This is a genomic window from Bradyrhizobium sp. USDA 376 (assembly GCF_054063675.1).
In genome coordinates this window covers 3,819,540-3,834,432 of sequence record NZ_JBSSGN010000001.1, presented here as the reverse complement: position 1 = coordinate 3,834,432, position 14,893 = coordinate 3,819,540, and the positions used below count along the sequence as shown (strand labels likewise).

Below are 14,893 nucleotides of genomic sequence, written 5' to 3'. Positions count from 1 at the left end.
GCCACTTTCCCATCCGCCTCAACCGGCCTGCTTCACGCGCATGTACCATTCGACGAGCCGGCGAACCTGACGCTCGGTGTAGCCGCGCTCCACCATGCGTGCGACGAACTCGCCGTGCTTCTTCTCCGTCTCGCCGTCCTTCTTCGACCCGAAGGAGATGACCGGAAGCAGGTCCTCGACCTGGGAGAATATCCGCTTTTCGATCACGTCGCGAATCTTCTCGTAGGAGGTCCAGGTCGGATTCTTGCCGGCATTCTGTGCTCTGGCCCGTAACGAGAACTTGACCACCTCGTTGCGGAAATCCTTCGGATTGGCAATGCCGGCCGGCTTTTCGATCTTGGTCAACTCCTGGTTCAACAGTTCGCGATCGAGCAACTGGCCGGTGTCCGGATCCTTGAAATCCTGATCCTCGATCCACGCATCGGCGTAATCCACGTAGCGGTCGAACAGATTCTGGCCGTAATCCGAGTAGGATTCGAGATAAGCCTTCTGGATCTCGTTGCCGATGAACTCGGCATAGCGCGGTGCCAGTTCCGCCTTGATGAACTCCAGGTAGCGTTTCTCGGTTTCCTCCGGCAGCTGCTCGCGGCGGATCGACTGCTCCAGCGCGTACATCAGGTGCACGGCATCGGCGGCGACCTCCTGCGGATCATGGTTGAAGGTCGCAGCCAGGATCTTGAAGGCAAAGCGCGTGGAGACGCCGTCCATGCCTTCGTCAACGCCGGCGGCATCCCGGTATTCCTGGACGCTTCGTGCCTTGGGATCGGATTCCTTCAGGCTTTCGCCGTCGTAGACCCGCATCTTGGCAAACACCGTCGAATTCTCGTGCTTGCGCAGGCGCGACATGACCGAGAACCGCGCCATCGTTTCCAGGGTCGACGGCGCGCACGGCGCGGACGCCAGCTCCGAGCCCTGGATCAGCTTCTCGTAGATCTTCTGCTCTTCGGTGACCCGCAGCACGTACGGCACCTTGATCACGCAGATGCGGTCGATGAAGGCCTCGTTGTTCTTGTTGGCCTTGAAGCTCGCCCACTCCGCCTCGTTGGAGTGCGCGAGGATCACGCCGGTGAACGGGATCGCGCCGATATTCTCGGTGCCGATGTAGTTGCCCTCCTGCGTCGCGGTGAGCAACGGGTGCAGCATCTTGATCGGCGCCTTGAACATCTCGACGAACTCGAGGATGCCCTGGTTGGCGCGATTGAGGCCGCCCGAATAGCTGTAGGCGTCGGGATCGTTCTGCGCGTAGGTCTCGAGCTTGCGGATGTCGACCTTGCCGACCAGCGACGAGATGTCCTGGTTGTTCTCGTCACCCGGCTCGGTCTTGGAGACCGCGATCTGGCGCAGCCGCGACGGCTGGATCTTGGCGACGCGGAATTGCGAGATATCGCCGCCGAAGGCTTCCAGCCGCTTGTAGCACCACGGGCTCATCAGGCCGGTGAGACGGCGGCGCGGAATGCCGTATTTCTCCTCCAGCATCGGCCCGAGATGATCGGGATCAAACAGGCTGAGCGGGCTTTCGAACACGGGCGAGAGTTCATCGCCGGCCTTGAGCACGTAGATCGGCTGCACTTCCATCAGCGACTTGAGCCGCTCGGCGAGCGAGGATTTGCCGCCGCCCACGGGGCCGAGCAGATAGAGGATCTGCTTGCGCTCTTCGAGGCCCTGCGCCGCGTGCCGGAAGAAGCCGACGATGCGCTCGATGGTTTCTTCCATGCCGTAGAAGCCGGCGAAGGCCGGATAGGTGCGGATCGTGCGGTTCAAAAAAATACGGCCAAGGCGTGGGTCCTTGGCCGTGTCAATCGTCTGCGGATCGCCGATCGCTGCTAGCAGTCGCTCGGCCGCGTTTGCGTATTTCATGGGATCGCTTCGACACGACTCCAGATATTCCGCCATCGACATGTCGTGCTGGCTTCTCGCCTCGAACGACCGAGCGAAAGCGTTGAATAGAGAATCGTTGTACATGATCCCTCTCCGCGTGAGTTCCGCTACAAGCTGAAACGAAAGCAGTTACCGGACCGTTCCTCAGGCCGTTTCGAATCAGCGTGAGCACATGACGATCATAGGACACCCGAGAGCCGACTCGACGCAACGCACAACGTAGGCAACCAGGTGAGTTACGAACAGGCACCTGCCTGTTATTTATGCGAATCTATGTATATCTTCGCTCATTTCCAGCAAATGTCACTCGGCCGCCACATCCGGGCGTTACCGGGGATCAGCTCATCCGGCGGTGCAGCATAGCCGTCAGCCGGCGGCAGCTTTATGACGCTTGTACGGCCAAGCCTTGTGCGCCCGAGCCTTGTGCACCCGAGCCTTGCGTGCCTTGATCGCGGTCTCGCCGCAATGCGGTGCATGCATCGCTGGCGGCATGGCACTCACGGCAAGCGCGCAGCAATGTATCAAAATCGGTCGCCAGTCCCTCGGTGGAAATGACGATCCGATCGTCCTGCGCGCCGCGCGACGTCGCCCGGCTCCTGCCGCGAATACAGGAGAGCTGGCGCTGCAATGCCGGCGTCGGCGTCAGCACGATCATCCTGTGCCCGCGGCGATCCTCGGTCGAAATCTCCGCGATCGACTCCCACAGCAGAAATTCATTACCGATACGGAGATCGCGGATGCCGTAGGGGGTGACGATCACCACCGGCCCGCGCTCGCCGGGAAGCAGCCAGATCAGCCGGACCGTGATCAGGCCGAACACCGCAACGCCGGCATAGCCGGCCAGCGTATCGTAGTCGCCGAGGCTGTCCCACCAGTCGAAGGCAAGGCTCGCGCTGAACAACGTCATCGCGAACCCCGCCGCGACCAGCAGCCGCAAGCGCATGGTGCATTGCTTGATTTCGAGATCGTGGGACGCATCGATGCGCACGGTCGGCGCGACCGACTGCGGGCTGTCGGCGACGGCGGACGGAGGGCCGTCAGGATGTGCTTGCATGCTTTCCCCCAGCATGGCCATTCGCGACCGCGCGACCAAGTATCTGGCGGACCGAAATCCGCCCACGACACGCTGCGCAGCGGCCGACAGACGTTACGCAACCAGACCTCGGCCGGCCCCTTCCCGGCCAACGACTTTTACGCAACACAACCACCGCCTCCTGGATCGCCATGATCGCGACGGAGTTACACTGAGAGTATGACGCGCATACCCTTGATTGGTTCCCTCCCGGGGGCATGTACGGTACAGGATAGCGCGTCAGGACCGGCGCGGAAACCCCTCGCCCGCAGGCTTGGAGATAAATAAGCATCATGAATCCCGTCAAAGAACTGGAAAAGCACGGACAAGCCGTCTGGCTGGACTTCCTGGCCCGTGGCTTCATCGCCAAGGGCGACCTGAAGCGGCTGATCGACACCGACGGCGTCAAGGGCGTCACCTCGAACCCGTCGATCTTCGAGAAGGCGATCGCCAGCTCGGACGAATATGACGCCCCGATCGGCAAGGCGCTGAAGCGCGGCGACCGGACCGTGGCCGACCTGTTCGAGGCCGTCGCCGTCGAGGACATCCAGAACGCCGCCGACGTGCTGCGCCCGGTCTATGACCGCCTCAAGGGCGGCGACGGCTATGTCAGCCTGGAAGTGTCGCCCTATCTGGCGATGGACACAGCCGGCACCGTCGCCGAGGCGCGGCGGCTCTGGAAGGACGTGGGCCGCAAGAACCTGATGGTGAAGGTGCCGGCGACGCCGGAAGGCCTGCCGGCGATCGAGACGCTGATCGGCGACGGCATCAGCATCAACATCACTCTGCTGTTCTCCAAGGCGGTCTATCTCGAGGTTGCGGAGGCCTATCTGGCGGGTCTCGAAAAATACGTCGCCGACGGCGGCGATCCGTCGCACGTGGCCAGCGTCGCGAGCTTCTTCGTCAGCCGCATCGACTCGGCCGTCGACAAGCAGCTCGACGAGAAGATCGCGCGCGCCAACGATCCGTCCGAGAAGGAGCGGCTCGCCGCGCTGAAGGGCAAGGTGGCGATCGCCAACGCCAAGCTCGCCTACCAGGACTACAAGCGCCTGTTCTCGGGTCCGCGCTGGGAGAAGCTCGCCGCCAAGGGCGCCAAGCCGCAGCGCATGTTGTGGGCCTCGACCGGCACCAAGAACAAGGACTACAGCGACGTCCTCTATGTCGAGGAGCTGATCGGCCCCGACACCATCAACACCGTGCCGCCGGCAACGCTGGATGCGTTCCGCGACCACGGCAAGCCGCGCGACAGCCTGGAAGAGAATGTCGAGGACGCAAGGCGCGTGCTGGAGGAGCTGGAGCGCTCCGGCATCTCGCTCGATGCGATCACCGAGGAGCTGGTCAGGGACGGCGTCAAGCTGTTCGCGGACGCCGCCGACAAGCTTTACGGCGCGGTCGCGCACAAGCGCGCCACCGTGCTCGGGCCGGCGCTCGACCGCCAGCAGCTTTCGCTCGGGGACGGGCTCGGCAAGGCCGTGGCCAAGAGCACCGAGGAATGGCGCGCGTCTGCCAAGATCCGCAGGCTCTGGCAGCGCGACAAGTCGGTCTGGACCGGCACCGACGAGGACAAATGGCTCGGCTGGCTGGATAGTGCGGCCAAGGCCGACATTGCCGACTACGAGGATTATGCGGGCCGCGTGAAGGGCCAGAAATTCTCCGACGCCGTCGTGCTCGGCATGGGCGGATCGAGCCTCGGACCCGAGGTGCTGGCCGAGACCTTCGGCAAGAAGCCCGGCTTCCCCAAGCTGCACGTGCTTGACTCCACCGATCCCGCGCAGGTGCGGGCGATGGAGGGGAAGATCGACATCGCGAGCACCGTGTTCATCGTCTCCAGTAAATCCGGCGGCACCACCGAGCCGAACGCAATGAAGGATTATTTCCATGAGCGCGTGGCGCAGGCGGTCGGCCCCAAGGTGAAGACCGGCCATCGCTTCATCGCGGTGACCGATCCCGGCTCGTCGCTGGAGAAGGCGGCGAAGACGCTGAACTATGCCCGCATCTTCCATGGCGAGCCCTCGATCGGCGGGCGCTATTCGGTGCTCTCACCGTTCGGGCTGGTGCCGGCGGCGACGGCCGGCATCGACGTCAAGACCTTCGTCAAGCATGCGCTCTCCATGGCCCGCTCCTGCGGACCGGACGTGCCGCCGTCCGAAAACCCGGGCGTGCAGCTCGGCCTTGCCATGGGATTGGCCGCGCTCGAAGGCCGCGACAAGGTGACGATCCTATCGTCGGAGAAGATCGCCGATTTCGGTGCCTGGGCCGAGCAGCTGATCGCGGAATCGACCGGCAAGGAGGGCAAGGGCCTGATCCCGATCGACGGCGAGCCGCTGGGCGATCCCTCGGTCTACGGCAACGACCGCTTCTTCATCGACATCCGCATCGAAGGCGAAGCTGACGCAGCGCATGACTCCCAGCTTGCCGCGATCGAAGCGGCCGGCCATCCCGTCGTGCGCATCGTCATGAAGTCGATCGAGCATCTCGGCCAGGAGTTCTTCCGCTTCGAGATGGCGACGGCGGTGGCGGGCAGCATCCTCGGCATCAACCCGTTCGACCAGCCGGACGTGGAAGCGGCCAAGATCAAGACCCGCGAGCTCACGGCCTCGTTCGAGAAGACCGGCGCGCTGCCGGAAGAGCAGCCCGTGGTCAGCACGGTCGAGGCCGATCTCTACACCGACGAGGCCAACGCCACGGCGCTGCGCGCCGCCGGCGCCAATGGCGACCTCACCTCCTGGCTGAAGGCGCATCTGTCGCGCTCCAGCGAGGGTGATTATGTCGCCCTGCTCGGCTACGTCGCGCGCGACAAGGCCACCATCGACGCCCTCCAGGCGATGCGGTTGGAAGTTCGCGAGAAGCGGCATGTCGCGACCTGTGCCGAATTCGGCCCGCGCTTCCTGCACTCCACAGGCCAGGCCTACAAGGGCGGGCCCGACAGCGGCGTGTTCCTCCAGATCACGGCCGACGACGCCAAGGACCTGGCGGTCCCGGGCCAGAAGGCGAGCTTCGGCGTGATCAAGGCGGCGCAGGCGCGCGGCGATTTCGACGTGCTCACCGAGCGTGGGCGGCGCGCGCTGCGTGTCCACCTGAAAGGCGGGCTCAAGAAAGGTCTCGCGGCGCTCAATGCGGCGCTCAACGACGCACTGAATTAAGGGAATCTCTCACATGCAACTCGGCATGATCGGCCTCGGCCGGATGGGCGGCAACATCGTTCGCCGCTTGATGCGCCAGGGACATTCGACCGTGGTCTACGACAAGGACGCCAAGGCCGTCGCGGGCCTTGCCGCAGACGGCGCGACGGGATCGGCGACGCTGGAAGAGTTCATCTCCAAACTCGAGCGGCCGCGCACGGCCTGGGTGATGCTGCCGGCCGGCCACATCACCGAGACGACGATCGACACCATCGCGGGCGTGATGCAGGAGGGCGACGTCATCATCGACGGCGGCAACACCTTCTGGCAGGACGACGTCCGCCGCGGCAAGGCGCTGAAGGCGCGCGGCATCCACTATGTCGACGTCGGCACGTCGGGCGGCGTCTGGGGCCTCGACCGCGGCTATTGCATGATGATCGGCGGCGAGAAGGCTGTGGTCGACCGGCTCGATCCGATCTTTGCTGCGCTCGCGCCCGGCGCCGGCGACATCCCGCGCACCGAAGGACGCGAGGGGCGCGATCCCCGCATCGAGCAGGGCTACATCCATGCCGGGCCCGTCGGCGCCGGGCACTTCGTCAAGATGATCCACAACGGCATCGAATACGGCCTGATGCAGGCCTATGCCGAAGGTTTCGACATCCTCAAGAACGCCAATATCGACGCCCTGCCGGCGGATCATCGCTATGATTTCGATCTTGCCGACATCGCCGAAGTGTGGCGGCGCGGCAGCGTGATTCCGTCCTGGCTGCTCGACCTCACCTCGACCGCGCTCGCCGACAGCCCGCAGCTGTCGGAATATTCGGGCTTCGTGGAGGATTCCGGCGAAGGACGCTGGACCGTGAATGCCGCGATCGACGAGGCCGTGCCGGCCGAAGTCCTGACCGCGGCGCTCTACACACGTTTCCGTTCCCGCAAGGAACACACCTTCGCCGAAAAAATTCTCTCCGCGATGCGTGCGGGTTTCGGCGGCCACAAGGAGCCGAAGCAGCCGGGCGCTTCGAAACCAAAGTAACAAGTAGACAAGCGAAGGCCGACAGTTCGTGACAAAAGACCCGCAGACAAAGCGCAAGCCGGAAAATTGCGCCTTCGTGATCTTCGGTGTCACCGGCGACCTTACCCATCGCCTAGTGATGCCGTCGCTCTACAATCTGGCGGCGGAGCACCTGCTGCCGGAAAAGTTCTGCGTCGTCGGCGTGGCGCGCAAGGGTCAGTCGGATGATGAGCTGCGCAACAGCCTGTTGAAGGGACTGCACCAGTTCGCGACCCGTCCTGTGGACGACGACATCGCAAAGAAGCTGCTGGAATGCGTGACCTTCGTCGAGGCTGATCCGAAGGATCCCCCATCCTTCGACCGCCTGCGCGAGCATCTGGATTCGCTGGAATGCGCGCAGGGCACCGGCGGAAACCGCCTGTTCTATCTGGCAACGCCGCCCGCCGCGTTCGCGCCGACCGCGCGCGAACTCGGCCGCACCGGCATGATGAAGGAGAACGGCGCCTGGCGACGGCTCGTGATCGAAAAGCCGTTCGGCACCGACCTCGCCTCGGCCAAGGCGCTGAATGCCGAGCTGCTGAAGATCATGGACGAGCACCAGATCTACCGGATCGATCATTATCTCGGCAAGGAGACGGTGCAGAACATCCTGGTGCTGCGCTTTGCCAACGGCATGTTCGAGCCGATCTGGAATCGCAACCACATCGATCACATCCAGATCACCGTGGAGGAGAAGCTCGGCGTCGGCCATCGCGGCGGCTTTTATGATGCCACCGGCGCGCTGCGCGACATGGTGCCGAACCATCTGTTCCAGTTGATGTCGCTGGTGGCGATGGAGCCGCCTGCGCGTTTCGACGCACATTCCGTGCGCTCCGAGAAGGCTGACGTGCTCACCTCCATCCAGCAGCCAAGCCGGGAAGAGGCGCTGAAGAATTCGGTGCGCGCGCAATATCTCGCCGGCCGCAGCGGCACTGACGAGATCACGGACTATCGCAAGACCGAGGACGTCAAGTCCGACAGCACCACCGAGACCTTTGTCGCGCTCAAGCTGATGATCGACAATTGGCGCTGGGCCGGCGTCCCCTTTTACTTGCGCACCGGCAAGGCGCTGGGTCACAAGCGCACCGAAGTCGCGATCAAGTTCAAGCAGGCGCCGCTGTCGATGTTTTCGGGCACGGACGTCGACCGCCTGTCGCAGAATTTCCTCACCATCGGCATCGCGCCGACCGAGACCATCGAGCTGCAATTCAACGCCAAGATCCCGGGGCCGAGCATCACCATCGACGGCGTCGAGATGAAGTTCCGCTACGGCGACTATTTCCGCGCCGACCCGTCGACCGGTTACGAGACGCTGATCTACGACTGCATGATCGGTGACAACATCCTGTTCCAGCGCGCCGACGGCATCGAGGCCGGATGGCAGGCGGTGCAGCCGTTCCTGGATGCCTGGAAGAGCGCGGGCACCAACGGCATCGAGACCTATGAAGCCGGCAGCGACGGCCCGGCCTGCGCCGACGAACTGCTCCGGCGCGACGGACGAAGCTGGCGGAAATTTTCGTGATTGCGGCCGGACAGCCGAAGCTGATCGTCGAAGCCGATGCCGAGGCGCTGGCGCAGGCCGCGGCCGAACGGGTGATGGCGCGGATCGGTGCCAATCCCGGGCGTATCGCGATCTGCCTCACGGGCGGGTCGAGCCCGAAGAAGCTCTACCAGCTGCTTGGCGGCGATGCCTGGCGCGGCAGGATCCCGTGGGACCGCGTGCACTGGTTCATCGGCGACGAGCGGTTCGTGCCTGAAAGCGATCCTCTCAACAATATGGTGGTGGCGCGGGCGACATTTCTCGATCGCGATGCGCCTGCCGGCCATATCCACCCGATCCCGACCACGACTGAAAATCCCGATGCCGGTGCCGAAGCCTATGCGCGCGAGCTGCAGGCCTTCTACGGCGCGGACCGGCTCGATCCCGCGCGGCCGCTGTTCGACCTGGTCCTGATGGGCGCAGGACCGGACGGCCACACCGCATCGCTGTTTCCCGGCTACCCTGAAATCGAGGAGACCCGGCGCTGGGTCGTCGGCGTTCCCAAGGCCAATGTCGCGCCCTTCCTGCCGCGGGTCTCGCTCACCCTGCCCGCGCTGGCCTCCTGCCGCGAAATGCTGTTCGAGATTGCCGGGCACGACAAGCGGCCGATCTTGACGCGCCTCCTCAATGGCGAGAATCTGCCGGCCTTACGCGCGCGCTCGAATGGTGAGACCGTCTGGCTGGTCGACAGGGCCGCGCTTCCGGAGGAAATTCGTGGACCGCGTTGAAGCACCTTGTGCGTTGATCGTGATGGGCGTGTCGGGTTCGGGCAAGAGCACGGTCGCAGGAGCGCTCGGCGAGCGGCTCGGCTGGCGCTTCGAGGACGGCGACAGCTTCCACCCTGCCAGCAATGTCGAGAAGATGCGGGCCGGCCATCCCCTCACCGACGAGGACCGCTGGCCCTGGCTCAACGCCATCGCCGACGAGATCGAACGGGTGTGCGGACGCGGCGAGCATATCATCATCGCCTGCTCGGCGCTGAAGCACACCTATCGTGACGTGCTGCTGCGCGGACGCGACGACGTCCGCTTCGTGTTCCTGAAGGGGACGAAAGAGCTGATCGCCGAGCGGCTCGCGCAGCGCAAGGGCCATTTCATGCCGCCCGGGCTGCTGACGAGCCAGTTCGACACGCTGGAGCCGCCGGAAGCGGGCGAGCACGTCCTCACCGTCTCGATCGACGAGACCGTCGAGGCGATCGTGGACGGCATCGTAAGGCAATTGAAGCTGGGCGGCACAATACCCAAGGTTCTGCCATGACTCCCATCTCACTCGTGGTCTCCGACGTCGACGGCACGCTGCTGACCAAGGACAAGACGCTGACCGACCGCGCGCGGAGTGCAGTGCAGCGGCTGCACCAGGCCGGCATCGGCTTCACCATCACCTCCAGCCGCCCTGCGATCGGCATGCGTTTCCTGATCGAGCCGCTGGCGCTGTGGCTGCCGGTCGGCCCCTTCAACGGCTCCTCGATCGTCGATCCCGAGATGAGGCCGGTCGAGCAGCACCTGATTCCGCCGGGCGCCGCCGCGCGGTCCCTGCAGATCCTCCGCGACTACGGCGCCGACATCTGGCTGTTCACCACCGACAAATGGCTGATCGACAATCCCAGTGGTAAATACGTCGCGCATGAGCGGCACACGATCCGCTCCGATCCGACCATCGTCACGGATTTCGCGCCGTATCTTGCGAGCGCCTGCAAGATCGTCGGCGCCAGCGCCGACGCGGCCGGGCTCGCAGCTTGCGAGAAAGCGATGCAGGAGGCGCTCGGCAGCGAGGCCACCGCGGTGCGCTCGCAGACCTATTATCTCGACATCACGCCGCCCGGCTTCAACAAGGGCACGTTCGTCGAGTTTATGGCCAAGCGCTTGGACATCTCGACCGACGCGGTCGCCACCATCGGCGACATGCAGAACGACCTCGCGATGTTCCGCGTCAGCGGCACCTCGATCGCCATGGGCAACGCCGCCGACAACGTCAAGGACCAGGCGACCCACGTCACCGCGAGCAATGAGCAGGACGGTTTTGCCGAGGCGATGGAGGTGATCTTGAAGCGAAATGGGGTTGGCTAGGCAGGCTGCCGGCTAGTTTCGACTCTCCCGCTTGCGGGAGAGGTCGCCGCGTAGCGGCGGGTGAGGGTTCTTTCCTCTTGGGGGCTCTCGCCCCGCGGAGACACCCCCACCCCAGCCCTCCCCCGCAAGCGGGGGAGGGAGCGCACCTGCGCTCTGGATACACTCAGGGCTGATCCAAATTCACTTCGACCGCTGCATCGCCGGCTTCTCGCTCTTCTGTCTTGCCGCCGACAGGTTGTGCGCGGTGTTGATCAGCGCGATGTGGGTCAGCGCCTGCGGGAAGTTGCCGGTCTGACGCCGGGCCACGGAGTCGTATTCTTCGGCGAGTAGCCCGACATCGTTCGCGACACCCACTACGCGATCGAACAAGACCTGCGCCTTGTCGAGATCGCCCGACAGCACATGGGCATCGGCAAGCCACAGGCTGCAGGCGAGGAACGCGCCTTCAAGCGGCGGCTGTCCCGCAGGCAGCTCGCGCGGATCGTGCCGCAGCACGAAGCCGTCGCGCATCAGGCATCTCTCGACAGCCTCGATGGTGCCCCGGATGCGCGGGTCTTCCGCCGGCAGGAAGCCGACCGCCGGCAGCAGCAGCACGCTGGCATCGAGCAGTTTCGAGCCATAGGACTCGACGAAGGCGTTCTCCTCCGCGTCAAAACCGTCGTTGCAGACGTCGCGGTGGATGGCTTCGCGCAAGGCGTGCCAATGCAGCAGCGGCGCCTTGAAGCCAAAGGTCTCGGCGCTCTTGATGCCGCGGTCGAAGGCGACCCATGTCATCACCTTGGAGAAAACGTAGTGCCTGGGTTGCCCGCGGCGCTCCCAGATGCCGTGGTCGGGCCGGTCCCAGACCTCCGCGAGATGGTTGAGCACGTTGCATTCCAGCGCCCAGCTCTCGTCGTCGAGCTTCAGCTTGGCCATGCGCGACTGGTGGAAGGCGTCGATCAGTTCGCCGTAGACGTCGAGCTGGAGCTGCGCATGCGCGGCGTTGCCGACGCGCACCGGCCGCGCGCCCTCATAACCAGCGAGCCAGGCCGCCTCCCATTCCAAGAGCCGGCGCTGGCCCCAGATGCCGTACATGATCTGCATGTTCGACGGCGAGCCGGCGGCCGCGCGCAGCAGCCAGTTGTGCCAGGCCGAGGCTTCCTCGGTGTAGCCCGAATTCATCAGCGCCAGCAGCGTGAAGGTCGCATCGCGCAGCCAGCAGAAGCGGTAATCCCAGTTCCTGCTGCCGCCGAGCTTTTCCGGCAGTGAGGTGGTCGGCGCAGCGACAATGCCGCCGGTGGGAGCGAAGGTCAGCGCTTTCAGCGTGATCAGCGAGCGCAGGATGAGATCGTGATAATCGCCGTCGCGGGTGCATTGGCGGCACCAGTCCTGCCAGAAATTCTCGGTCTCCTTAAGCGCGAGCTCAGGATCTATCGGCCCGGGCGGATCGAGGTGCGAGGGGCCGTAGGTCAGCACGAAAGGGATCGTCTCGCCTGCCCTCACCTCGAAGTCTGACACCGTGGTCAGATCCTCGCCGCGGGTCTTCACCGGCGTGCGGAGCACCGTCATGTCCTGGCCGGCCACCGCAAGCAGCGCGTGGTCGATCCGTCGCACCCAGGGAATGTCGGCGCCGAAGCCGAAGCGGATGACAAGCTCCATCCGCATCCCGACCTTGCCGCTGACGCCGCGCACCAGCCGCACGATGTCGGACGCCTTGCCGCGCGGCGGCATGAAGTCGATCAGCGCGACGGAGCCGCTCTTCGTCTCAAATCGCGTTTCGAGGATGAGGGTATTGCCGAGATAGCGGCGCGATATGCCGGTCACCTCCCCGCTTGGCGCGACCAGCCAGCGGCCGTTCCTGGGCGTGCCGAGGATGGCGGCAAAGCAGGCGTCGGAATCGAAGGCGGGCCAGCACAGCCAGTCGATCGAGCCGTTGCGCCCGACCAGCGCCGCGGTCTCGCAGTCGCCGATCAGCGCATAGTCCTCGATCCTTTGCATCAATGTCGTACGAGCCTGGGAAGCCCCCGGCTGTTCAACTCCCGCCGGTCAGCGAACGTTCCCGTGTCGCGGCCTTCAAAGCCGCGAGATCGACCTTGGAGGCGATCCTGTCGAGCGTAACAGGAAGGCGCTGGCGCCAGTTCGGATGCTCGTCGATCGTGCCGGGAATGTTGGGCTGGTCGATCACGCCGAGCAGGTCCTCCATGGACACCGCCAGCAGGCGCGAGGGCGTGCGCGAGAGGAAGGCGAGCACCGAATAGAGGTCGTTGGCGCCGATGCCGTTCTGGCGCAGGATCTGGTCGAGCATGCCGAGCGCATCCCAGCGGGCCTGGTCGTTCTCGCCGGGATCGAGTCCGAGCGAGCGCTTCATCTTGAGATCGCTGAAGGAGCGCCAGCCTGCATAGGTGCAGAGGTCATGCGTGTTCAGCGTCACCAGCGCGTTGGGCCGGTAATGATCGATATTGCGGAAATGGCCGGCATCGTCGCGCTCGAACATCATGACGAGATAGGACCAGATGCCGAAATCCTGCATGGTCTCGCGAAAGCCTTCCGGCACGGTGCCGAGGTCCTCGCCGATCACGATGCATTTGTGGGCCGCGCTCTCGCGCACCACCGCGGCGAGCAGCGCCTCGAACGGCATCTGCACATAGGCGCCGTTGTCGGGCTTGAAGCCGCGCGGCACCAGATAAAGCCGCTTCAACCCGAGCACGTGATCGAGCCTGATGGCGCCGGGCATGGCGCATCGACGCCGCCAGCATGTCGGCGAACGGCACGAAGGATTGCGCCTCGAGGCCGCCGGCATTGAAGCCCGCGAGGCCCCAGTCCTGGCCGACGGTGTTGAGCACGTCGGGCGGCGCGCCGACGGCGAGGTGGCGGGAAATCGCGGTCTGCTCGTTCCAGGCATCGAAGCCATTGGACTGCACGCCGACGGCGACGTCGAGATAGAGCCCGACGCGCATGCCGAGCTGGCCGGCCAGCACCTTGGCGGCATGCAATTGGCTGTCGGCCGTCCACTGCACGAATTCGACGAACTCGACCTCGCGCCTGTCAGGCCCCTTGTGCAGCTCGGCGCACTTGGCTTCGTCCGGCTGTTGCCATTCGGACGGCCATTCCCACCACGGCCGGTTGAAGCGATGCCGCAGCACCTCGAAGCAGGCAAAGCGGGACAAAAGCGGCGCGCGGGCGGCGCGGAAGGCGTCAAACTCCTTGCGCCGTGCCGCGCTCGCGCTCGTCACGAAGCTGTTGAAGGCAGCGCGCAAGGCCAGCCATTTCAGCGCCGCCATATCCGCATAGGGCACGCGGTCGCCTTCGCGCAGCCGCGCGGCAGTGGCGGCCGCGTCGGGGACGAGGTCGGCGGAATATTCCGGGATCGCCTCGACGTCGATATAGAGCGGATTGAGAAACAGCCGGCTGTTCGGCGAATAGGGGCTGCAATCGGCCGGCTGATCGTCGAACAACACATGCAGCGGATTGAGGCCGACGCCGTCGGCGCCGAGTTGCTTGGCGAGCCGGACGAGACCGGCGAGATCGGTGAAATCGCCGATGCCCCAATTGCGGTCCGAGCGGACGCTGTAGAGCTGCACGGCGAGCAGCCAGCCGCGATCGAAATCGCCGCCGAAGGCGCGCTCGGGCGCCACGATCATCGGCACGTCTTCGGTCGCGCCCCCGGCATCCGTCAGCGTCAGGCGGTGATAGCCGAGCGGCAGGCCGGCGGGCCAGGCGATGACGGGCTCGCGCGTCTCGCCTTGCGCGATCACATTGCCGTTGCCGAGGACCTTCCATTGCAGCGGCGGCGTCCCGGTTGCCGCCAGTTCGGTGCGCGGATGTCCCAGGGCGCGGACCACGACCGGCCCGCTGACGAAGCGGTAGACCCGCTTCTCCGGCAGGGCATCGAGGATGGATTTGAGCGCCTCGGGCGCGGTGACCCGCAGCTTGCCGAGGGCGTCAACGAATTCGGACTGAACGCCCTTGATCCGGGCTTGAGCTAAAAGATCCATTCGGCACGCAGCTTGCAGGCCATCGTTTGGCCAAGGGCAGGGATTTTAACGAGGTCGCGGAAGAGGTTAGTCAGGGGTAACTCGCAAACTGCGCTTGCCGTTCCCCAGGGAACCAATGACACACAAGCGGCTTTCTATACTGGTACCAAGCGTAGGTTCCCGACAAGGGAAACGGGCTCCTGCTTTCTTG

At 64.8% G+C, this 14,893-nt stretch carries 9 protein-coding genes and 1 pseudogene; 6 read left to right on the top strand and 4 right to left on the bottom strand.

Features of this window, described 5'->3' with window-relative positions; genetic code table 11:
- Positions 1-18: 18 nt before the first annotated feature.
- Positions 19-1,962, bottom strand: coding sequence for a PrkA family serine protein kinase (locus ACVJ19_RS17940; protein WP_453950361.1), 1,944 nt, complete (start codon positions 1,960-1,962; stop codon positions 19-21).
- Positions 1,963-2,260: 298 nt separating this feature from the next.
- Entirely contained in the window at positions 2,261-2,953 is a 693-nt protein-coding gene (locus ACVJ19_RS17935) for an STM3941 family protein (protein WP_453950360.1), read from the bottom strand.
- Between the two features lie 290 nt (positions 2,954-3,243).
- On the opposite strand from ACVJ19_RS17935, the gene ACVJ19_RS17930 reads away from it, so the two are divergent.
- The 6 genes from ACVJ19_RS17930 to ACVJ19_RS17905 are packed head-to-tail and all read left to right on the top strand — an operon-like array spanning position 3,244 to position 10,729.
- Entirely contained in the window at positions 3,244-6,093 is a 2,850-nt protein-coding gene (locus ACVJ19_RS17930; RefSeq protein ID WP_453950359.1) for a bifunctional transaldolase/phosoglucose isomerase, read from the top strand.
- Between the two features lie 13 nt (positions 6,094-6,106).
- On the top strand, positions 6,107-7,105 hold the full coding sequence (gene gnd / locus ACVJ19_RS17925; RefSeq protein ID WP_453950358.1) for a phosphogluconate dehydrogenase (NAD(+)-dependent, decarboxylating): 999 nt from the start codon (positions 6,107-6,109) through the stop codon (positions 7,103-7,105).
- A gap of 28 nt (positions 7,106-7,133) precedes the next feature.
- Positions 7,134-8,645 carry a glucose-6-phosphate dehydrogenase gene (zwf, locus tag ACVJ19_RS17920; RefSeq protein ID WP_453950357.1) on the top strand — a complete coding sequence of 504 codons (1,512 nt, stop codon included), beginning with the start codon at positions 7,134-7,136 and terminating at the stop codon, positions 8,643-8,645.
- Positions 8,642-9,391, top strand: a complete 750-nt coding sequence (gene pgl / locus ACVJ19_RS17915; RefSeq protein WP_453950356.1) for a 6-phosphogluconolactonase — start codon at positions 8,642-8,644, stop codon at positions 9,389-9,391. Before zwf ends, pgl begins: the two co-directional genes overlap by 4 nt.
- Positions 9,378-9,920, top strand: coding sequence for a gluconokinase (locus ACVJ19_RS17910; RefSeq protein WP_453950355.1), 543 nt, complete (start codon positions 9,378-9,380; stop codon positions 9,918-9,920). Before pgl ends, ACVJ19_RS17910 begins: the two co-directional genes overlap by 14 nt.
- Positions 9,917-10,729 carry an HAD family hydrolase gene (locus ACVJ19_RS17905; protein WP_453950354.1) on the top strand — a complete coding sequence of 271 codons (813 nt, stop codon included), beginning with the start codon at positions 9,917-9,919 and terminating at the stop codon, positions 10,727-10,729. The genes ACVJ19_RS17910 and ACVJ19_RS17905 overlap by 4 nt, the downstream gene beginning before the upstream one ends.
- A gap of 180 nt (positions 10,730-10,909) precedes the next feature.
- On the opposite strand, the gene ACVJ19_RS17900 is transcribed toward ACVJ19_RS17905, so the two are convergent.
- Together ACVJ19_RS17900 and malQ are read right to left on the bottom strand one after the other, a co-directional pair.
- Positions 10,910-12,709: a glycoside hydrolase family 15 protein gene (locus ACVJ19_RS17900; protein WP_453950353.1), complete on the bottom strand. Its 1,800-nt coding sequence runs from the start codon at positions 12,707-12,709 to the stop codon at positions 10,910-10,912.
- 31 nt (positions 12,710-12,740) lie between these two features.
- A pseudogene (gene malQ, locus ACVJ19_RS17895) lies at positions 12,741-14,703 on the bottom strand (4-alpha-glucanotransferase).
- Between the last annotated feature and the right edge of the window lie 190 nt (positions 14,704-14,893).